Here is a 20,463-nt window from a genome sequence, read left to right on the forward strand (position 1 = left end):
TGCCGGACGGACTTCTGAAATAGGGAATGACCGCGCGTGTCGCCAGCCAACAAGGACGATGTCATGGTATCTAAACTCAGTGGGCAACTATCAGTCAATACGGGCGCAAAAGATACGCCGCAAAATACTCATAGCTATATTATTGATATGCTGGAAGAGCTATCGGATATGGCCAATGACAGTAAATTAGGCGCCTTGGCGCGCGTCTTGGAACTGGCGCGCGATGCCGCCAAAGAAATGTCGGCTAAGCAGGCCTAATAGGCCAGACCCGTCCGGCCATCGGACTCGACAACGGCCTCGCCCTCGATTTCCAACTCTAACAGCGCTGCGGCCGCCAAAGGAACAGGCAGTCCCGACATACGAATAATGTCGTCGCGCGGGATGGGCGTGGGCGAAAGCAGGCTTTTTATAGCAATCTTGGCTTTGCTGATGTCGGCTTTGGCCGCCTGCCAGTCAAAGGGCGGCGCGCTGAACGCGTCCCCGCCTTCACGGGCCGAGATACGCGAGCGGGCGTGCAGAATATCAAGAATATCTTCCGCCGTTTCAATCAGCGCCGCGCCCTGGCGGATTAATCGGTTGCAGCCTTTCGTGCGCGGATCGAGCGGGCTCCCCGGCGCGGCCATAACTTCGCGGCCCTGCTCCAGCGCGTAGCGCGCGGTGATGAGCGTGCCGCTGCGTTCGGCAGCTTCGATCACGACGACGCCAAAGCTGAGACCCGAAATAAGACGGTTACGGCGGGGAAAATCGCGGGCCGTTGCGCGGTGACCGAACGGGCTTTCGCTGATGATCGCGCCTTGATCTTTAATCTGTGCATAAAGATCGGCGTTTTGCGCCGGATATACATTGTCGACTCCGCCGCCCAAAACAGCCACGGTTCCGGTGTCCAGCGCCGCCATATGCGCCTGTGTATCAATGCCGCGCGCCAATCCCGATATGATGCCGACATCCGCTGCGCCCAACTCGCGCGCGATTTGCCCCGCAAAGCGCAGGCCGACAGCAGAGGCATTGCGCGATCCGATTATGGCGAGGCGGTCTTCGGGGATACGCGATAAATCTCCGGCGACGCTGATAATAGGCGGGGGCGGATCCAAAGCGCGCAGAAGGTCGGGATAGTCCGGCTCGCATGAAGCGAAAATCTGCGCGCCGAAATCAGCGGTCATTTCCATCTCACGCTCAACTAAATCGACAGAGGGAATAGACAATTTGGAGGATTTTGTAATTTCCCGTAGTCGGGCCAAAGCTTCGGACGCATCACCGAAGCGCTCTAATAATCCGGCAAAAGCGACCGGCCCGATTGTGGTACTGCGCGAGAGCCGGATCCAGTCGCGCTTTTGTTCAAAAGACAGTGTCTGCGTTTTCAAGAGGCGGCGTCTTTCTTTGCGCCGACTTTAGGCTCCTCGCCCTTCATAATGCGCGCGATATTTTGGCGATGACGAAGAAAAATTATCACTGCCATAAAGGCTGCCATGGCGGCGACATAGGGGAGGCCCATGAAAAAGGCGATGAACGGCGCGAGCGCCGCCGCCAGTAGGGCGGAGAGCGAGGACATGCGCGAGATAAACGCCGTGACCAGCCAGATGGCGCCTGCGATGAGGCCGACGGGCCAGGCCGCCGCTAAAAGCGCGCCGAAAAATGTCGCCACGCCTTTGCCGCCTTTAAATTTTAGCCAGACGGGGAAGCAGTGTCCGAGCAGCGCCGCGCAGGCCGCGATCAGCGCGATAAAGGGTACGAGCGGTAGAGCAATTTTAACAATGGCGAAGGCCAGCCCGGCTTTGGCGGCGTCCAGAACCAGCGTTAAAATAGCGATGTCTTTGCGTCCGGTGCGCAGCACATTGGTTGCGCCGATATTACCTGAGCCAATCTCGCGGATATCGCCTTGTCCCGCCATTTTCGCGAGTAACAAACCGAACGGGATCGAGCCAAGAAGATAGCCAAATAGCGCGGCTATAATTGCGGATATAAATAACGTGCCCATAAACTCTCTTATGCCCCCAGACGGTCAAAAACAATATCGCCGCCGCAAACGGTCATGTCTGCGCGGCCGATAAAGCGCCGTCCTTCAAAGGGTGTGTTTTTGGCGCGGCTTGTCATGTGATCGGGATTAACGACCCATGGGGCATTAGGATCGATCAGGACAAGGTCGGCGGGGGCGCCTTCGGCCAGTTTACCGCTTGCTAGTCCCAGAAGCTCTGCCGGATTACAGGTCAGAGCGCGAAGCATCGCCATGAGGTCCAGCTCTTCATTATCAACCAGAGTGAGCCCCGCGCCGAGCAGGGTTTCCAGCCCGATCGCGCCAGCGCCCGCTTCGGTGTAAGGCCGGCGCTTTTCGCCGGCCATGCGCGGATCATGAGAGCTGACAATGACATCAATTGTGCCGTCATTGACCGCCGCCAACAGGGCTTTGCGGTCGCTCTCTTCGCGCAGGGGCGGGTCAAGCTTGGCAAAGGTGCGGTACTCTCCGATATCCAGCTCGTTTAGCGATAAATGGTTGATCGTGACGCTGGCATAGACTTCCAGATCGCGGCGACCGGCTTGGCGTAAAACCTCCGCGCCTTCGCGCGACGACACCATATCAATCAGCAGCCGGCCGCCCGTCAGCTCGGCCAGTGCAATGTCGCGCTCGGCAATAATGCGCTCCGCTGTCGGGGGATGCCCGGGCAGGCCGAGACGCGCGCTAAAATCGCTCTCATGGGCGCATGTGCCCGCGCTCATATCCGGATCCAGCGGACGGCTGGCGATCAGAGCATTAAAAGCGCTGCTATAAGAGAGCAGCCGGCGCATAAGCCGGCTATTGGCGATGGGATTATCCCCATTTGAAAAAAACAGCGCGCCGGCATCGCCCATCAGACCGATATCGGTCATGGCTTGTCCCAGCAAGCCATGCGTCAGCGCGCCAGCGCCGTAAACATTAATGGGGGAGCCTTCCGCACCCTTGCGCAGCAAATAGTCCAGCTTGGATGTGTCATCTAAAATGGAGCCGGTTTGCGGCATAATCACGATAGTGGTAAAACCGCCTGCAGCCGCGACATTTCCGGTCTGGTCAATACGGGTCTCAGATGAGACCACGCGCATATCAATCAGGCCCGGCGATAGAATACGGCCGTCTGCCTCTATTTCTTGGACGTTATCGGGCGCATCAACGTCGCCGAATTGCGAAATTTTGCCATATTGGACGAGCAGGTCGCCCATATCGTCATAGCCGCTGGCGGGGTCAATCAGGCGGGCATTTCTAAATACAAGATCAGACATGGGCCGCCTCGCCGTTTTGACGCGCCGCATAAAGCGCGTCGATAATCGCCATGCGCATGGCGACCCCGGTTTCGACCTGTTTCGTAATCAGCGAAATATCAGGGTCATCGGCGACATCGCTGCTGATTTCCACGCCGCGGTTCATCGGGCCGGGATGCATGACCAGCGCGCCGGGCGAGGCCAGATCCAGTTTGGCGCGGTCAAGGCCGTAAAAATGAAAATATTCGCGCTTGGAGGGCACTAATGCGCCTTGCATCCGTTCGAGTTGCAGGCGCAGCATCATGACCACGTCACAGCCGCGCAGGCCCTCGCTCATATCGTGAAACACTTCCGCGCCCCAGCGGTCAGCATCGGCGGGCAGTAATGTCGGCGGCCCGATCAAGCGCACTTCCGCGCCCAGCAGCCCCATTAAAATGATATTAGAGCGTGCCACGCGGCTGTGCAGAATATCGCCGCAAATCGCGATGCGCAGCCCGCTAATATCGCCGAGCGTGCGTTTTAAGGTGAGCGCGTCGAGAAAAGCCTGGGTCGGATGTTCATGCACGCCGTCGCCGGCATTAATCACGCTGCACGAGACTTTTTGCGACAACAAGGCGGGCGCGCCGGAGGCATTGTGGCGGACAACCAACACATCAGGGCGCATAGCGTTGAGCGTGGCGGCGGTATCAAGCAAAGTTTCGCCTTTGGCCACACTGCTGCTGCCCACAGCCATATTGACGACATCCGCGCCAAGACGCTTGGCCGCAACCTCGAAACTGTTTTGCGTGCGGGTCGAGTTTTCAAAAAATAGATTGACCAAAAGCGCGCCTTTAAGATGATCACAGCGCTGCGCCTGGGGCGCGCAATAATGCAGGCCCAGCTCCAGCAGGGTATCAATCTCAACACGGTTAAAATCGGAAATAGAGAGGCAGTGCCTCTTGGCGAAGACATATCCGTCAGGATGAGTAATCCGGGATGTCATAAACCCTCTTCGTTATTTTCGCCGCTTTACGGGAGGATAGAGAGAGAGTCAAAGCTTGCAAAGTAAAAAGGTCTAAAATGAAAAAAGCGCAGCGAAATAATTCACTGCGCTTTTTACTGTTTAATTACTTAATTTCGACCCGCTTATTCAACTACATTTCCGTCCGTGTCCCAATATTCGATATCGGCGATGCCGAGCGCCTTGAGCGGGGCTTCGATCTCTGTGCGGTCACCGACAATAATCCAAATGACGCTATCGGGCTTGATCGTCTCTGTCGCTGTCTGGCGCAGGCCTTCAGGCGTCAGGGCGTTATAGCGCTGTTGCGTTGTGGTGGCGTAATCATAGGCGCGGCCATAGCGGGCCGAGCTGCGGATCGAGCCAAGCACGGAGCCTGCCGTTTCAAACTGTCCGGGCAGAGAACGGATATTATTATCTCTGACCTTTTGAAGCTCGTCAGCGGTGATCGGACGGTTGCCTAGATAATCACGCACTTCACGGCGCAGCTCCATCAGGGACTCGCCGGTCTTGTCCGTTTGGACGGGCGCATAGATCAGCCATGGACGCTGTCCTTTGGCATTTTGCATGAAGGTGTAGGCCCCATAGGCCCAGCCCTTATCCTCACGCAAATTCATGTTGACGCGGGCCGTAAAGGCCCCGCCCAGCGCTTCATTCATGGCATCAATATCGGTGGCATTAGGCGCGCCCGTCGAGCTGATTAAATGACCGCCTAAAATCAGCGATTGCGGCGAGCCTTCCTTGTCGACGATAATTACGCGCTCGCCGGGTCTGATCCCGACCTGCGCCACATTGCGCTCCGGAATGGCCGTGTCCGGCGCGCTCCAGTTTCCGAATTCAGCTTCAAGTTTCGGCTTCAGCGTCGCTTGGTCAATATCGCCGACCACGAATAATGTAGCATTATCCGGGCGGATAAAATCACGGTGATAAGCCTGCAAATCCGCGCGGGTCATGGCGTTGGTCGTCTCTGCTGTACCCGAGCCGGTAAAGGGCACGCCATAAGCATGATCTTTGCCGTACATGGCGGGCGGAAGAAGGCGCAAAGCGGTCTGGATCGGATTGACTTTTTCATTGTCAATTCCGGCAATACGCTGCTTGCGGAAGCGTTCAATTTCTTCGTCGCTAAAGGCGGGATTGCGGATAATATCAGCGTAGATATCCAGCCCCTCATCCAGCTTATCGGTCAGCACATTCAGGGTCACGGAGGTGTTGTCCAGTCCTGCGCCCGTGCCGATATTAGCCGCAATCGCGCTGGTTTGCTCGCTAATATCCAGCGCGCTGCGCGTGGTTGTGCCATTATACATCATGTCCGAGGCAAAACTGGCCGCGCCAAGTTTATCGCGGCTGTCCGCAGCGTATCCACCGTCAAATTCCATCGCCATTTGGACAACCGGAACGGCGTCACGCGTGGCGAGAACCACCTTAATGCCGTTGGACAGAGTAAATTCACTGACGGCCGGGAAAGACAGATCCGGCACGCCGCCCATATCGGGCAGGGCGGATCGGTCAGCGCCGGTTTCGGCGGATGTCTTCTCGCCAAAGGGCAGGATAGTGAGTTTATAGGCTCCGTCTGAAAGCCATTTATTGGCCGTCATGCGCACCAGATTGCCGTCGGCGGCATTGACCCGTCCGAGCTGTTTCTTCCAAAAGCCCGGATCGCCTGCATATAGCGCGCCTTCGGCCAGTGTAGAGGCTTTGCCGCTAAAGCCGCCGATCTGCTCCAACCCGCGGATATAGGTGGCGTTAACGCCCGTTTTCTTGGCTGCGAGTAAATCCGCAGGCGGGCCGTCGCGCAGAAAATCGCTCATAATGCGGTCAATTATTGCGTCGACTTGGGCGGGGTCGGCATCTTTTTTCAGCTTCACATTAATGGTGAAAATCGACGCCAGATTATGCTCTTCCACATAGACGCTGACATCTGTCGCCAGTTCTTTGTCATAGACCAGCTCTTTATAGAGCAGCGAGGTTTTGCCGGAGCCCAGCACCTGCGCGGCCAGATAGAGCACCGCAGCGTCTTGGTCGAGGCGTCCCGGCACGGCCCAATAGCGGTCAAGGCGGGCTTGGGGAACGCGGTCATACATGACTTCGGTCACGGTCTCCGTGCGGTCCGGCACCCATGTCTTTTTCTGATATAACGGATCGCCAACGGGGGCGTCGCCGAAATATTTTTCCATGAGCGGGCGGGCCTCTGCGGCATTAATATCTCCGGCCAAAACGACAACGGTGTTGGACGCGCCATAATAAGACTTAAACCACTCAGTCACATCTTCGACGGAGGCGGCGTTGAGATCATCCATGGAGCCGATCGTAGACCAACGGTAAGGATGGCCTTGGGGGAACAGGCCTTCAAGCACGCGGTATTCAACAAGTCCGTAAGGGCTGTTATCGCCTTGGCGTTTTTCATTTTGAACGACGCCGCGCTGCTTATCCAGATTGTCCTGCGTAATTGCGCCTTCGAAATGGGTCATGCGGTCTGATTCCATCCACAGCGCCATATCGAGCGCGGGGGTCGGAACCGTCTGAAAATAATTGGTACGGTCAAACCATGTCGTGCCGTTCATTCCGGTCGCGCCGGCCTTCTCAAACGGGCCGAAATATTCGTCATTATAGTTCTCGGAGCCGTTAAACATTAAATGCTCAAACAAATGGGCAAAGCCTGTTTTGCCGGGCCGTTCATCTTTGGAGCCGACATTATACCAAACGGAAACGGCGACGGTTGGCGTCTTGCGATCTTCGTGGACGACCACGCGCAGGCCGTTATCCAGCGTGAATGTCTCATAGGGAATGTCGATATCCGGCGCGGCGCGCATGGCGTCTTCATCGCTGATTTTCGAAACGTTCATTGTCGTTTGGACTGCCGCTTTGGAAGACTTCGGCGCTGTTGACGCCGCATCATCAGTCGTGTTGCCGCATCCGGCCAGCGCGAGCGCCATAGCCACAGTTGTCAATAAAGTCAGGCGTTTCATAGTTTCCCCCTTGGATTGTTTTTTAATGATTTAGCAAGCGCAGGAGGAGCCGCAAAGTTAAATAAAAGTTAATTCAATGCATTATCGCCGCAGGCGGTCTAGCACGCCTTGCAAAATATAACTGGCCGCCAGCTTATCGACGGCCTGTGCGCGCTTGGCGCGGCTAATATCGCTTTCAATCATGGTGCGGGTGACGGCAGCGGTCGACAGGCGTTCATCCCAAAACATATAGGGCACGTCACGCACCCCCATCAAATTCGTGGCAAAGTCGCGGGTGGACTGCACGCGCGGGCCGGAGCTGCCATCCATGTTGAGCGGCAGGCCGATCACCAGCGCGCAGCACTCTCTCTCGGCATATACCTCAAACAGGCGCGTGGCATCGGGGGTGAATTTTTTGCGCTTGATGGTCTCCAGCGGAGTGGAAATCAGGCGCGTGCGGTCGCTGATCGCAATACCAATCGTCTTCGTGCCCGGATCGAGCCCCATGATCGGCCCGCTTAACGCCGCAAGCGTGTCTATATCGATGAGAGCCATAACCGTCTTCTATCCGCCGAAGAGAAGCGGCGCAATAAGCCCGCCAATCACGAACACGGCGTAGAGGACAACGAAAATGCTCAGCACGACCCTAACCCGAAATTCAGGAAATCTGCGCCACAAAATGTAAATACAAATCAGACCCAGCAGATTATCCAGTTGTCCGACAATGCGGCCGTAATGGTTTGCATCCCAATAGCTGACAGGGGAGATGAACCGCCAGTCGCTGAACGGCCAGAAATGGCGATGGGCATCTTCGGCGTGGACGGGTAAATCAATAAGGGACTGGGTAAAAGCGGCCAGCGCAAAAAATAGAAGCAGATAAGCCCATGTTTGCTTTCGAAATAAATAGCCAATCAACGCGAGGCCCGCATAGATTGGGAGCGAGTTGGACAGGGCGCTCCAGAACTGCATATGGGGCTGGAAGTAAATCTCGTTAAAATATGTGCCGACTCCGTCGCCGCTGATAAGGCCATAATAAATCAGGCCGATATAGATGAATATATCTGTTGCCATCGCCCCGGAAAATATGGCCCAGTTTCGCGCAGGAGATTCACGTTTTGAGAAGATCGCGAGCGCAAGCAAAACATGGGTTTGTGTATTCACTTCTGCCGTTCCGGATGCACGCCGGTCCAATGTTCGTCAACATAAGCTTTAATAGCCGCATTATCAGTGGCCATGTCCCCGGTCAGCGGCATCAGGCGGTCAAGCACAACACGTTTATTCGGGCCGTCAAAGGCGCAGATGAAGACGGGAACATTGGCCGCATAAGCCGCGCGCAGATATCCCGTTTTATATTGTTTAACGAGCGAACGCGTCCCCTCCGGCGGAAACCCGACGCAGACTTTGTCTGCGCTGTCAAAAAGCGCGACGATTTGATCCATGACGCCGCCGCCTTTGCTGCGATTGACGGGATAGCCGCCAATGGATCGTAGGATTGGTCCGAGCGGCCAGAAAAAGGCTTCTTTTTTAATCAAAAATGTATAGCGAAATCCCGAGGCTAGCATGGCTAAAGAGGCGGATACGCCGTCCCAATTAGAGGTATGCGGCACGCCGATGATCACAAATTTCGGCACATCCGGCATTTTGCCAACCAGGGTCCAGCCCGTCAGTTTCAGGCCTAAAGAGCCGATGGCCCGCGTCAACGCATTGCCCATACGCGGGGAATGCTCACTCATATGTACATTATCAAATTTCATCAGACTTCTGTTTTTCAATTATATTAAATTTATCCGTTTTCCGGCCTCACGCCGGTAAAGGTTTTATCGAAATAGGCCTTGATTTTGCGGTTATCAACGTCTGTGTCATAGGTCAGATCCCAAACTTTATCGAGCACAACCTCTTTGGTTGGTGCGTTAATGCCGATAATGTAAATAGGTACTTTGGAGGCATAAGCCATGCGCAAATACCCTTTTTTAAGCTTTGCCACTTTGCGGCGCGTGCCTTCGGGCGTGAGGCCAATCCAAACATTATCGTGACTTTCAAAATAGGCGACCATTTGCTGGGTGACGTCGTTTTTAGAGCTGCGGTCAACCGGAATGCCGCCCATTGCTTTCCAGAGCGGGCCGAGCGGCCAAACAAAAGCTTCCTTTTTCATCATCCATGAAAAACGCAGGCCCACGGACAGCATTGCGGCCATAGCGAGATAAAAGTCCCAATTGGAGGTATGAGGCGCGCCGATTACGATTAGCTGTTTCTCTTCGGGGAATTTGCCTCTTAGTTTCCATCCAACCATTTTCATCAAAGCAGAGCCGATGGCCCGCGTCACAGCATTGCCCATGCGCGGCGTGGCGCCAGATATGTGGGGGTTATCGAATTTCATATTTGGCTCGCCCGGTTTCTGCATTTGACTATCGCTACAGGGCGACAAAGGCAATTTCCTAACATGCAAATAAGTAGGTGGATGCTTCTAAGTTTATTTATTAATTATGACATATGCATATTGAGCCTTTCATACCCCCGCGGCCTTTGCGCTCGGGAATTATTCAAACATACCTCGCCGGCCAGAAATTCAGGCGGCGCGGGAATAAACTGATGCGTGATGTGGCGCAGGACATGGTTTTAGATCTTCCTGACGGCGTGCGCTTATCAGGATATTACTCACCCCATCCGAACGCGCGCGGAACAGTCATGCTTCTGCATGGCTGGGAAGGCAGCGTCGACAGCACATATATGCTGTGTTGCGGTCAGTATTTATACGATCAAGGCTTTAATATTTTCCGGCTTAACTATCGCGATCACGGCGACTCCCATCATCTGAATGAAGGGGTTTTTTACGGCGGTTTATTTGATGAGGTTTGGCACGCCGTCAAACACGTCAGCAATATTTCGCCTAAGTTGCCGCTTGTCCTGACCGGGTTTTCACTGGGCGGTAATTTTGCGCTCCGCGTGGCGCGCCATGCCAAGGCAGAGCCTATTGATAATCTGCGCCACATTTTTGCCGTTAGCCCGGTTATCGACCCTTTGGCCGCCGCGCCGCTCTCTGACAAGAATGCGCTGATCAAACGCTATTTTATGAAAAAATGGGTCGGCTCACTGTCTAAAAAAGCGGCGCTATACCCTAATCTCTACGACATGTCAGAGATAAATGCCGAGACAAGCATTATGGGCATGACGAAGCGTTATCTGCGGTTTACGCCGTTTGGCACAGTTGAGGATTTACTGAATTCCTACCGGATATGGCCCGATGATTTGACCGGCGTCGATGTGCCGACGCAAATTATTATTGCCCGCGACGATCCGGTGACCCCCGCTGCGCATTGCGCCGATCTGAACTTTACACCGCCTGTGTCCCTAATAGAGCTTGACCATGGCGGGCATAATGCGTTCTTTTACACTCTGACAGGGCCGACCTGGTATGATATGCATATTGCGCGGCAATTGGAGGATTTATGATACCGATTATTGTAGGCGCCCTCGCTCTTGGCGGCGTTGTGGCCGGGGCTGGCAAAGTTATGGCGAAAGCGTCAGAGGGCCAGACTGCGCCCGGCCTGACGGACGGTAAATTGTCGCCGCTCGGCTCGCGTCCAAATGCGGTGAGCAGCGAGGCCGGAACGCCGGAGGCGCGCAAAGTTATGCCGTTTAGAGGTGTCACACTCGACAAAGTGATGAGCGCTGTGAACGCGACAGGCGGCGAAATCGTCAGCCAGAAAAAAACCTATGCCTGCGCGGTCTACCGCTCTAAATTTATGGGCTATGTCGACGATATCGAGTTTCGCGTGTCCGGCAAAACCGTCCATGTGCGCTCGGCCAGTCGCGTAGGTTACTCGGATAGCGGCGTGAACCGCGCGCGGGTTGAAACCATTCGCGACACTCTCTACGCACAGAAAAATATCTCCGATTAGGCAATCGGCGGCAGGGTTGGCTGCGTAAACAAGATTACGTCGCATATGGCGATCATTTAAATTTTAAGGCTGTCATGACAGATAAAATAGACCACCGGAAAATTAAAGGGCTTATCCGCGAACTGCTCACCGCTATAGGCGAGGATCCCGACCGTGAAGGCCTGATTGAGACGCCGCGCCGTATCGCGGATTTCTGGCGCGAATTTATCGAATATGACGCCGGAAAGCTGGATACCACATTTGCGGCGGTTAAACACAATCAGATGGTCGCCGTGACGGGTATGCGCGTCTGGTCCATGTGCGAGCATCATATGTTGCCATTTTGGTGTGATGTGTCGATTGCCTATATCGCCGACGACAAGGTTCTGGGCCTGTCAAAATTTGCCCGCATCGCGCATAAACACGCCCATCGCCTAACGCTTCAAGAGCAGCTGGTCTCTGATATCGCAAACGAGCTTAAAGAGATTCTGGGCACCGATAATGTTGCCGTTATGGCCAAGGGCGAGCATTTGTGCATGACTATGCGGGGTATACAAACGCCGCACCGGATGATTAGCTCTGCTCTATCGGGCGTGTTCCACCAAGCCGAGCAGCGCGCAGAATTCTTTCAACTCGTCAACGGCGCGTAATCGCCCCTAAATCCGAACGGAGATATATTATGAAAACTTTGCTTATCAGCGCGGCTGCCGCCCTTACCATGACCGGATGTATTTCTGTGCAGGCGGGCGATCTTAGCGCCCCGGGATCCTCTATATCCATCGTCTCTAATGGTCAGATGAATATTGCGACCGAGAGCCGTTATGATTTTTATAAAACGGATAAGCTTGTGCAAGCGGCTCTGGCCGAGCGCGATCTGAATGTCTTCGCCAACGTCAATCATGGACAGGGCGCGCGCTCCGTCGATATGGATATTGGCTTGAGCAAGCTGTACATATTCGGTAATCCGAAATCCGGCACGCCGCTCATGATGGAAAACCGCGCTTTCGGCATGGAGCTTCCGATGAAAATTCTTGTCCATACGGATGAGGACGGAAATGTGATGATCACCTATACTAATATTAAACTGCTTGCGCGGTCATATGGCATCACGGATCAGGATGAACTGCTGACTAAAATTCAGAGCACATTACGCGATATCGTCAAAGAGGCCGGCGGGGCGTAATTGATCAATATAGGCGTGAGATGGGCGTATAAACGCCTTTTGATCTAGATCAGCTCCCCTGGCTTAGACGCATATTGACGACCTCTAATACTTCCGCTGCCGCTTCGGGGATTTTCGTCCCCGGCGGAAAGACGGCTTTAGCGCCCATCTCTTTGAGCGTAGCGACATCTTCGGGCGGGATCACGCCGCCAACGACGATGAGAATATCGGGGTGACCGGCGGCCGCGAGCGCGTCGCGCAATTCCGGCATTACAGAGAGGTGCCCCGCGGCGAGTGAGCTGGCTGCGATGACGTCAACGCCTTCAGCAATGCCTAATTGCGCGGCCTCATGCGGGGTCTGAAATAGCGGGCCGATGACCACGTCAAAGCCAATATCTTCGAACCCTGTGGCGACAACTTTCTGGCCCCGATCATGGCCGTCCTGACCCATTTTCGCGATCAGGATTTTAGGTTTGCGGTCTTCCATTTCAACAAAAGCCGCAATTTGTGTTTTAGCTTTGGCCAAAGACGGATTGGCGGGATCAAAACTGGACGTATAAACGCCTTTCACGCCCGTCGGCTGTGCGGCGTAGCGGCCATAGACTTTCTCCAGCGCGCTGCTCATCTCGCCGACTGTGGCCTTTTTCGCCGCAGCGTCGATGGCGAGCGCGAGCAAATTGCCTTCACCCGTATCCGCAGCCTTCGTTAGCGCGTCGAGCGCGGCCATCGTTGCGTCCGTGTCACGGTCCGCTTTGAGCTGTTTTATCCGCGCGATTTGCCCTTGGCGTACAGCGTCATTATCGACTTTCAAAAGCGGGATGTCGTCCTTTTGTGATGACAGATATTTATTGACGCCGACTACGGTTTGCACGCCGCTATCAATACGCGCTTGAATACGCGCAGCGCTCTCCTCGATGCGCAGTTTTGGAATGCCCGCTTCAATCGCGGCGGCCATACCGCCTAGTCCCTCAATTTCATCAATATGCGTCTGCGCACGCGCGGCGAGGTCATGGGTTAAGCGCTCGACAAAATAGCTTCCGCCCCATGGGTCAATCTGGTGGTGATGCTTACCTTCAGTCTGTAAGAATATCTGCGTATTGCGGGCAATACGGGCGGAGAAATCTGTCGGCAAGGCAATGGCCTCATCCAGCGAATTGGTGTGCAGGCTTTGCGTATGGCCGTCTACCGCCGCCATGGCCTCGATATGCGTACGCCCGACATTATTGAACACATCCTGCGCGGTCAGGCTCCAACCGCTAGTCTGGCTGTGCGTGCGCAGCATTGTTGATTTCGGATTGCCCGGTTCGAACTCACTTATCATGCGGTGCCACAGCAGGCGCGCAGCGCGCAATTTAGCCACTTCCATGAAATAATTCATGCCAATGGCCCAGAAAAACGACAGGCGCGGGGCGAAGCGGTCAATATCCATACCCGCTGCAAGACCGGCGCGCGCATATTCCAAACCGTCGGCGAGCGTATAGCCCAGTTCGATATCGGCTGAGGCGCCCGCCTCTTGCATATGATAGCCCGAGATCGAGATAGAGTTAAATTTCGGCATATGCGTCGATGTATGGGCGAAAATATCGCTGATAATCCGCATGCTGGGTTTGGGCGGATAGATATAGGTGTTGCGCACCATGAACTCTTTGAGAATGTCGTTCTGGATCGTGCCCGACAGGTCTTTTTGCGCGACGCCTTGTTCCTGCGCGGCGGCAATATAAAGCGCCAGAACAGGCAAAACCGCGCCGTTCATTGTCATTGAGACGCTCATCTTATCCAGCGGGATTTGGTCAAATAAGATCCGCATATCGTATAGGCTGTCAATCGCAACGCCCGCCATGCCGACATCGCCTCTGACGCGGGGATGATCGCTATCATATCCGCGATGGGTGGCCAGGTCGAAGGCGACGGACAGGCCTTTCTGACCGCCTGCGAGATTGCGGCGGTAAAAAGCGTTGCTGTCCTCGGCGGTGGAAAAGCCCGCATATTGGCGGATTGTCCACGGACGCTGCGTGAACATTGTCGGGTAGGGGCCGCGAATATAAGGCGCGCTGCCCGGATAACTATTGAGGTTATCCAGCCCTTTTACATCACCCGGCCCGTAAGCGGCTTTAATGTTAATACCTTCGGGTGAGGCCCACGCCTCGCCTTTGCGCTTCATGATTTGCGGCTGTCCGAGATCTAATTTGGTAAAATCTATATCCATCACCGCATCCCCCGCACTTTGGCCGGACGGACATTTTTCGCCGGATGCAATGTGATGCCTAAAACCGGCTCTTCGCGCGCCGCGCGTTCTGCCGTGCTGGCGGATATACGCGTCATAAAGCCGGAAAGGTTGTCAAACCCGCCTTCTGCTTCGATCCGTTGGAAATTTGACCAAGCCGCGCGGGCCAGGACTTCGCTCATTGCTTCATGAAAATAGCTGCCATAAGCGGGGTCGACCACCTGTGCCAAATGGGATTCCTCCATCATCATCAATTGCATATTGCGCGCTATGCGGTAGCCGAACGGATCGGCATGGCCAATGGCATCGGTATAAGGACGAAGCGTAATAAAGTCCGCGCCGCCTGTCACCGCGCCAAAGCCTGCGCTCATTACACGCAGCATATTGGTCCATGGATCAACGCTTTGCATCATGCGTTTCTGACTTATGGCGTGGACGGTCAGGCGGGCATCATCCGCGCCGAAACTCTGCGCAATGCGCGCGTGAATTCGCCTCGCCGCCCGCATTTTGGCAATATTAAGATGCGCGTCCTGATCGGTGGTTAGCTCAACGCCGATATGGCGGGCTGCGAGGTCAGAGCCAAGGCGGCGATAGGTGTGGGCAATGCCGGCCGCCATATAGGCGAGTTCCTGAGCGGATGTCGCGCCATTTTCCGAGGCCTCAGCTGCATTAATTGTAATTAGCTGCCATGTGTCCGGCATTTTTTGTGCTAAATCCATTAAGCCTTCTGTGCCCGGGCACAGCCCAAGAAAGAGATGATCCGCGGATAGACTCTCAAATAGATCAAACCGACGGGCATTATATCCCGGCGCGAGAACAAATGGGATAAAGTCGGTTTGCACCTGATCAAGCAGGCGCGGAATATCGCCTGCGCCGGTTAAATCCAGTGCATGATCGCCAAGAGAAATACGCGCTGCGCTCGCTCCGCCCTTGAGGTCGCGAAGTAATTGGGCGTTGGCAAAGGTAATATCGGGGTCGCGCACGGGCGCGCAAATGTGCCATGGCCGCTGGCCTAACAGCGGCGCTGCGTTTCGCGCTGTTGGCGCGATCACGTCGGGCAGATCGCTTGCGTCGTAAAGCGGTCCGCGGGTGATATTATCTTCGGTGTAGCGGGTCAGGCTGGCCAGCGGCTGGCCTCTCAGGGCCGCTTGCGCATTTTCGGCCCAGTCTTTGCGGGATGTGTCGCTCATGCCATATCTCTCTTTCGTGATCCTGATTTTGGCCAGTTTGCTGTGACTGTAAAGTGTTCTATATATAGAACAGCAGGGCTTGAATTTTGAACGGGGCCTGATTATATCGCCTTTGCACAGGGGCACACTACGCCCGATTTAGAGGTAATTCCATGACCGATGCCGCCAGCGCGCCCGTGAAAGTCAATCCCAACGCCCCGTCCGCCGAGACGGTTATTGATGTCGAGCATTATACGGACCGTCTGTTCTCGTTTTCGATTACCCGCCCGCCGGCCTTTCGATTTCGCAGCGGCGAGTTTGTGATGATCGGACTGCCCGCTGCTGAAGGGCAGAAAAAACCTGTTATGCGGGCTTATTCCATCGCTTCTCCGAGCTGGGATGACAAGCTGGACTTCTTTTCCATTAAAGTTGCGGACGGCCCGCTAACCTCGCGCCTTCAGAAAATCAAGCCGGGCGACCAAGTGCTGCTGGGCAAAAAATCTGTCGGCACATTAGTGCTCGACGCGCTGACGCCCGGCAAGCGGCTTTATATGTTCTCGACCGGAACCGGCATCGCGCCCTTTGCCTCTCTTATGCGCGATCCCGAGACCTATGAGCGGTATGACAAGGTCATTTTAACCCATACATGTCGTCAGCGTGCAGAGCTGTCTTACGGCCTTCGCCTTACGGAAAGCCTGCGTGATGATCCGCTCGTGGGCGAGATGATCGGAGACAAGCTGGCCCATATTACCTCCCTCACGCGCGAGGAATATCCGCTGAAAGGCCGCATCACGACCTTAATTGAAAGCGGTCGTTTGTTTGAAGAACTTGGCGTTCCAGCTCTTGATCCGGCGACTGACCGGGTGATGATTTGCGGCTCCATGGATATGATCAAGGACACCAAAGCGCTGGTTGAAACGTTCGGTCTTGTCGAAGGCTCGAACTCCAATCCCGGTGACTTTGTGGTTGAGAAGTCATTCGTTGGTTGAAGATATTTTTAATCCTGTGAATCAAAAATATCTGAACGGGTAAATGACGATATTGCTGATACAGAAAGCCGTTAATTTAATTTAATTGCGGATGCTGGCATAGAGGTAAATTCATAATAAAATACGTCTCCGCATTTTATATATTTAGCGAAAATAGCACTTGTTTTTACAGGGTGCTCAACGTCGAAATCGGGTTGACTTTTTTTGTTGTAATATACTTCGCAAATTTCGTAGATCGCGGGCATGGACTGTTTGCTGGAACCGTAAAACTGATAAAATTCTTTTGATCCGCCATTTTCCAATCGGAATGTAAATACAATCGACGTGGCGAATACGCCTGAGCTTATTGTTGAGCTATTTATGCCATATAATTTTCCCGAAACGTGCGACATATTACCTAACTTTGACTGCGTAGGTTCACACTTTTCGCAAGTTCTAGCGTCGCTCAAATTTGTAAAAAACAAAGCCGTTGCTACGATAAGAAATAACCTAAGAAACATAATCCCTACTCCGGTGTGAAATCACCCAGTGTGAGCAGCGCGACCCGTACGCCGAAGCCCGAACTGTTTCCGGCAAGGCCAAGATTATTGCGGCGTTTTTCGTAGTAAATTTCCAGAAGTGTACAATTGTCATTAAAGATAAATGCCAGTTCTTCACGGCGCGTGACAGCGGCGTCGAGATCACGGTTGGCGACATAACGCATAGACCAAAAGTCAGTAAGTTTGACGCTGGCTTGGCCGGAGATTTCTTCGGGCGGGATTTGCGCTCCGGTTATGCCGGGTGCGTTAAAAAGATCATCAATTTTATAATAGCGAACACTCCCGCTAAAGCGTTCGCCGGTATAATTTGCAGCCGTATCAACACGGCGCAATGTGCCGTCATCTTCGTCAAAGCGCAGACGGCTCGAGCCTGAAAAGCCCAGGCTTAAATCAACTTCGGCCTGTGCAATAATATCGGAGCTGTCTCCGTCCAGTCCGCTGGTCTGAGCAAAATCATCACTATATCCACTGGCAAAGCTTTGCCCGAGGAATAGCGAGGCGCGGTTATCATCCCAGCGCGCGCCAAAACTTGTGCCGACATCGGCGCGAAACCCCTCTTGCCAGAAATCAAATCCGGTGGATTTATTGGCGCTCCACAGAAGCGCGCGGTCGAGATCCAGACCGATCCCGTCTTCGGTCAGGCTGCGCGCTACGCCGCCCGTCACGACCGAAAACTGATCCTGCTTAGCCTCGCCGAAAGACTGCGTGACTTGCACGCGCGGCTCGATCGTCAGGTCGACATTTTGCCCGGGACGGATAAATGTCCAGCGGGCATCAACGCCGACATTACCCAGCGTACGGGTAAATTCGCGATCCTCTGTCAGATCCTCGCTGCTCAGGCGGTAAACATCCGTGCGCGCCATAGCAAAGGGCGACACGCTAATGCCTTGCGCGGTATATAGCGTGCGCTGCCAATCCAGACCTGCTGTTAAGCGGTTATAATCATCGCCTTCAGAGCGTGTAAGAAACGTCCCGTCGCCAAAGGCGCGAAGGCGCCCGCCAATGACAGGCACGTCAAAATAATGATCAGCATTTAGCTGTGGCAACACAACCGGGAGGGTGCTGTTATCTTCTTGATTGACGATGATCTGGTTGAGATTGTTGGGATTGCGCGTGACGTTTCCGCGCAGGGATTGAAATCCAAATGTCGAGGCGGAGTAGCGAAAATCGTCCTGTTGCCCGACCAGATAGGCCTGCTGAACCAATCTGCGGCTGCCGCCATCATAAAGGCCAAAATCACTGTCGGGCTCGTCAATATCATAACGGTCCAGATAGAAGGCATCAGTCGCCGTTTGCACGCCAAAGCCCCAACCCCATGTCTCGGAGAGATCAAATTCGCCTCTGGCGAAAAGATGGCTGCGTAAGCGCTCGCCTCTCAGGCTGAGATCAGGATTAAGAAAAACATCCGCATCGCTAAAGCTGTCCCCGCGATTGTCGAAAAAACTATCGTAAGTGAAGCTGCCTTCAATTTCGATACTGCCGGAGTTAAACTTTTTATTATAGTCCGCCATCAAAAGCGGATTAACGCGCTCCATAATACGCGGCGTAACGACGAGCTCTGAGTATGGCGAGATCGCCCAGTAATAAGGCTGTTCGTAAAATACCCCGTAAGCGCCGGAACGTCCGCCAAAAGGAATGAGAAAGCCGCTGCGGCGCTCACTGCTGGGATCGGGATGGGCCAGATAGGGGGTGTAAAAAATCGGTACGCCTTTGACCTCGAAAACCGCGTCGTGATAATAGATCATCTGGTCTGCTTTATCCTGCGTCACTTGACGCGCGCGCAGACGCCATGTCGGTTTTTCTTTCGTGCCGTCCGCTTTCCTGCACGCCTCGCAGGCTGTGTAATAGGCATTATAGAGATCAACGCCGCCATCGGCGCGGCGCAATGCAAAAGCGGCTGCGGCGATGCCGCCTTCGGGGAAGCGCGCAACGAAATCGGTTGCGCCGCCTGATTCGAGCCGGCTATTGAGCTCAATTTTTTGTGAATATTGGGTGCCGCCATCGGCGTCGATGATGATCACATTGCCAATCGCTGTGACATTGCCGGTGTCCAGATCATAGACAACTTCGTCGGCTTGCAGTGTGCGGGTCTGGTAACGCCCGGTGACGCTGCCGCGCGCGATGAGTGTATTATCTTCTGATTTATCAATCAGTTGGTCAGCTTCAAGATAGATAAGGTTCGGGTCGGCAAAGGGACTGTCCGTTTCGGCGACATTCTTTTGCAGCGCAAGCGTTTGCGCCTGCGCGGTCATAGCGGGCAGGCACAGTCCCAAAACGGCAGCGGCAACACTGGCGGTTAGATAGCGGCGGATACGGCGCAAATCATTCTCCCTGAACTTTTCTCCGCTTAACGCGGCCCCGTCCATCCGTCCATGGCCTGAGGATTAAAAAGTGTTAGTCATAGGGGGTGATTTCACATCTTCACGCTTTCATCTATATCCTTAATCCGGGATGTTAGTAGGGCGTCTGTGCGGGACTTTGAAAAACAGGGGCTACCTGTGGGTGCGCGTAAAAGTGTTTCGTTTATCAAAGTCTCTGCCCTTGGCGCGGCGGCGAGGCCGCACGTCGGACATGCTGCGCCTTGGCAGACGCAGCAGCACAGCAATGTCTCTGCTAAACGGCCGAATTAGCCAGTCGAGGCGCTAGACAGCTCACGCTTAGCGGGCCGGCCTCCTTTGCGTTACCATCGGAACCTACACCCAACACCATCTTACCCTCCGACCAGCCAACGTACGCTTGCCTGCCCTGTGAGATAAGAACAGTTTGAAGATAGGGCAGGTTTGAGAGGCGGGGATGAATTTGTTTATATCCACGGTTTTGATGAACCAAACTCCCGTACCGGATGACGAGGGTTGGGGATGTAAGTTAACATTAATCCCCGCCTCTCAAACGGGGATAAAGTTGTGTCAATTACCATGACAGGCGCAAGCCCGTGCGCCCAAAGCCTGTGCACGGCGCGTTAGCTGCACGTCCGGCTGCCATAAGTCTTGCCCGCGCCGCGCCCCCCTGCTAACCCGCGCGCATAAGAATTATGGAGCGTAGCCGTGAGTGTTTCCGCCAAAGATGTTAAGAAAATTGCCCGCCTGTCGCGTCTGCATGTTGAGGATAATCAGCTTGAGCCGCTGGCCGGAGAGCTAAACGGTATCCTGAAATGGATCGAGCAACTCGGGGAGGTCGATGTCGAGGGCGTGGAGCCGATGACATCAGCCGTCGATATGGACGCGCCGTTACGCAAAGATGAAATCACCGATGGCGGCGTACGGGACAAAATTTTGGCCAATGCGCCCAAATCCGATGACGGCTTTTTTGTTGTCCCCCGGTCAGTGGAGTAG

General features: G+C 54.4%; 19 protein-coding genes. 7 read left to right on the top strand and 12 right to left on the bottom strand.

Going from position 1 to position 20,463, the window contains the following annotated elements:
* The first annotated feature begins 63 nt into the window (after positions 1-63).
* Positions 64-258, top strand: coding sequence for a hypothetical protein (locus tag H142_RS0108710; RefSeq protein ID WP_017931741.1), 195 nt, complete (start codon positions 64-66; stop codon positions 256-258).
* Here the strand turns inward: H142_RS0108710 and dprA are convergent.
* From dprA to H142_RS0108755, 9 genes are all read right to left on the bottom strand, one after another.
* Complete coding sequence (dprA, locus tag H142_RS0108715; protein WP_017931742.1) at positions 255-1,361, bottom strand: DNA-processing protein DprA; 1,107 nt, start codon at positions 1,359-1,361, stop codon at positions 255-257. The genes H142_RS0108710 and dprA overlap by 4 nt on opposite strands.
* Positions 1,358-1,987 carry a glycerol-3-phosphate 1-O-acyltransferase PlsY gene (plsY, locus tag H142_RS0108720; RefSeq protein WP_407689923.1) on the bottom strand — a complete coding sequence of 210 codons (630 nt, stop codon included), beginning with the start codon at positions 1,985-1,987 and terminating at the stop codon, positions 1,358-1,360. The genes dprA and plsY overlap by 4 nt, the downstream gene beginning before the upstream one ends.
* Positions 1,984-3,249 (bottom strand): amidohydrolase family protein, encoded by a 1,266-nt coding sequence (locus tag H142_RS0108725; RefSeq protein ID WP_017931744.1) that lies wholly within the window; start codon positions 3,247-3,249, stop codon positions 1,984-1,986. Before H142_RS0108725 ends, plsY begins: the two co-directional genes overlap by 4 nt.
* The gene (locus H142_RS0108730) at positions 3,242-4,210 is read right to left on the bottom strand and encodes an aspartate carbamoyltransferase catalytic subunit (RefSeq protein WP_017931745.1); all 969 of its coding nucleotides are present in this window, start codon (positions 4,208-4,210) and stop codon (positions 3,242-3,244) included. Before H142_RS0108730 ends, H142_RS0108725 begins: the two co-directional genes overlap by 8 nt.
* 143 nt (positions 4,211-4,353) lie before the next feature.
* A complete protein-coding gene (locus H142_RS0108735; RefSeq protein WP_017931746.1) occupies positions 4,354-7,191 on the bottom strand; it encodes a M16 family metallopeptidase in 2,838 nt (945 codons plus the stop codon).
* An 81-nt stretch (positions 7,192-7,272) separates the two neighbouring features.
* Positions 7,273-7,725, bottom strand: coding sequence for a Holliday junction resolvase RuvX (gene ruvX / locus H142_RS0108740; protein ID WP_017931747.1), 453 nt, complete (start codon positions 7,723-7,725; stop codon positions 7,273-7,275).
* Between the two features lie 9 nt (positions 7,726-7,734).
* Complete coding sequence (locus H142_RS16305) at positions 7,735-8,361, bottom strand: hypothetical protein (RefSeq protein WP_169331831.1); 627 nt, start codon at positions 8,359-8,361, stop codon at positions 7,735-7,737.
* Positions 8,328-8,924, bottom strand: coding sequence for a 1-acyl-sn-glycerol-3-phosphate acyltransferase (locus tag H142_RS0108750; RefSeq protein ID WP_017931749.1), 597 nt, complete (start codon positions 8,922-8,924; stop codon positions 8,328-8,330). Before H142_RS0108750 ends, H142_RS16305 begins: the two co-directional genes overlap by 34 nt.
* Before the next feature lie 29 nt (positions 8,925-8,953).
* On the bottom strand, positions 8,954-9,547 hold the full coding sequence (locus H142_RS0108755; protein ID WP_156811964.1) for a 1-acyl-sn-glycerol-3-phosphate acyltransferase: 594 nt from the start codon (positions 9,545-9,547) through the stop codon (positions 8,954-8,956).
* A 233-nt stretch (positions 9,548-9,780) separates the two neighbouring features.
* On the opposite strand from H142_RS0108755, the gene H142_RS0108760 reads away from it, so the two are divergent.
* The 4 genes from H142_RS0108760 (at position 9,781) to H142_RS16310 (ending at position 12,231) form a co-directional block, all read left to right on the top strand.
* Positions 9,781-10,620, top strand: a complete 840-nt coding sequence (locus H142_RS0108760) for a YheT family hydrolase (RefSeq protein ID WP_233341651.1) — start codon at positions 9,781-9,783, stop codon at positions 10,618-10,620.
* Entirely contained in the window at positions 10,617-11,069 is a 453-nt protein-coding gene (locus tag H142_RS0108765; protein ID WP_017931752.1) for a DUF1499 domain-containing protein, read from the top strand. Before H142_RS0108760 ends, H142_RS0108765 begins: the two co-directional genes overlap by 4 nt.
* A gap of 74 nt (positions 11,070-11,143) precedes the next feature.
* The gene (gene folE, locus H142_RS0108770; RefSeq protein WP_017931753.1) at positions 11,144-11,698 is read left to right on the top strand and encodes a GTP cyclohydrolase I; all 555 of its coding nucleotides are present in this window, start codon (positions 11,144-11,146) and stop codon (positions 11,696-11,698) included.
* Positions 11,699-11,727: 29 nt separating this feature from the next.
* Positions 11,728-12,231 (top strand): DUF302 domain-containing protein, encoded by a 504-nt coding sequence (locus tag H142_RS16310; RefSeq protein WP_017931754.1) that lies wholly within the window; start codon positions 11,728-11,730, stop codon positions 12,229-12,231.
* 49 nt (positions 12,232-12,280) lie between these two features.
* Here the strand turns inward: H142_RS16310 and scpA are convergent, their stop codons facing one another.
* Complete coding sequence (gene scpA, locus H142_RS0108780; RefSeq protein WP_017931755.1) at positions 12,281-14,416, bottom strand: methylmalonyl-CoA mutase; 2,136 nt, start codon at positions 14,414-14,416, stop codon at positions 12,281-12,283.
* Positions 14,416-15,624, bottom strand: a complete 1,209-nt coding sequence (locus H142_RS16315) for a methylmalonyl-CoA mutase family protein (protein ID WP_017931756.1) — start codon at positions 15,622-15,624, stop codon at positions 14,416-14,418. Before H142_RS16315 ends, scpA begins: the two co-directional genes overlap by 1 nt.
* Positions 15,625-15,776: 152 nt before the next feature.
* On the opposite strand from H142_RS16315, the gene H142_RS0108790 reads away from it, so the two are divergent.
* Complete coding sequence (locus H142_RS0108790) at positions 15,777-16,592, top strand: ferredoxin--NADP reductase (protein ID WP_017931757.1); 816 nt, start codon at positions 15,777-15,779, stop codon at positions 16,590-16,592.
* A gap of 505 nt (positions 16,593-17,097) precedes the next feature.
* Here the strand turns inward: H142_RS0108790 and H142_RS0108800 are convergent.
* Entirely contained in the window at positions 17,098-19,452 is a 2,355-nt protein-coding gene (locus tag H142_RS0108800) for an LPS-assembly protein LptD (RefSeq protein WP_169331833.1), read from the bottom strand.
* Between the two features lie 723 nt (positions 19,453-20,175).
* Here H142_RS0108800 and gatC point away from each other — a divergent pair.
* Positions 20,176-20,463 carry an Asp-tRNA(Asn)/Glu-tRNA(Gln) amidotransferase subunit GatC gene (gatC, locus tag H142_RS0108805; RefSeq protein WP_017931760.1) on the top strand — a complete coding sequence of 96 codons (288 nt, stop codon included), beginning with the start codon at positions 20,176-20,178 and terminating at the stop codon, positions 20,461-20,463.

The sequence above is a fragment of the Robiginitomaculum antarcticum DSM 21748 genome (assembly GCF_000365025.1).
In the GTDB taxonomy this organism is placed as follows: Bacteria; Pseudomonadota; Alphaproteobacteria; order Caulobacterales; family Maricaulaceae; genus Robiginitomaculum; species Robiginitomaculum antarcticum.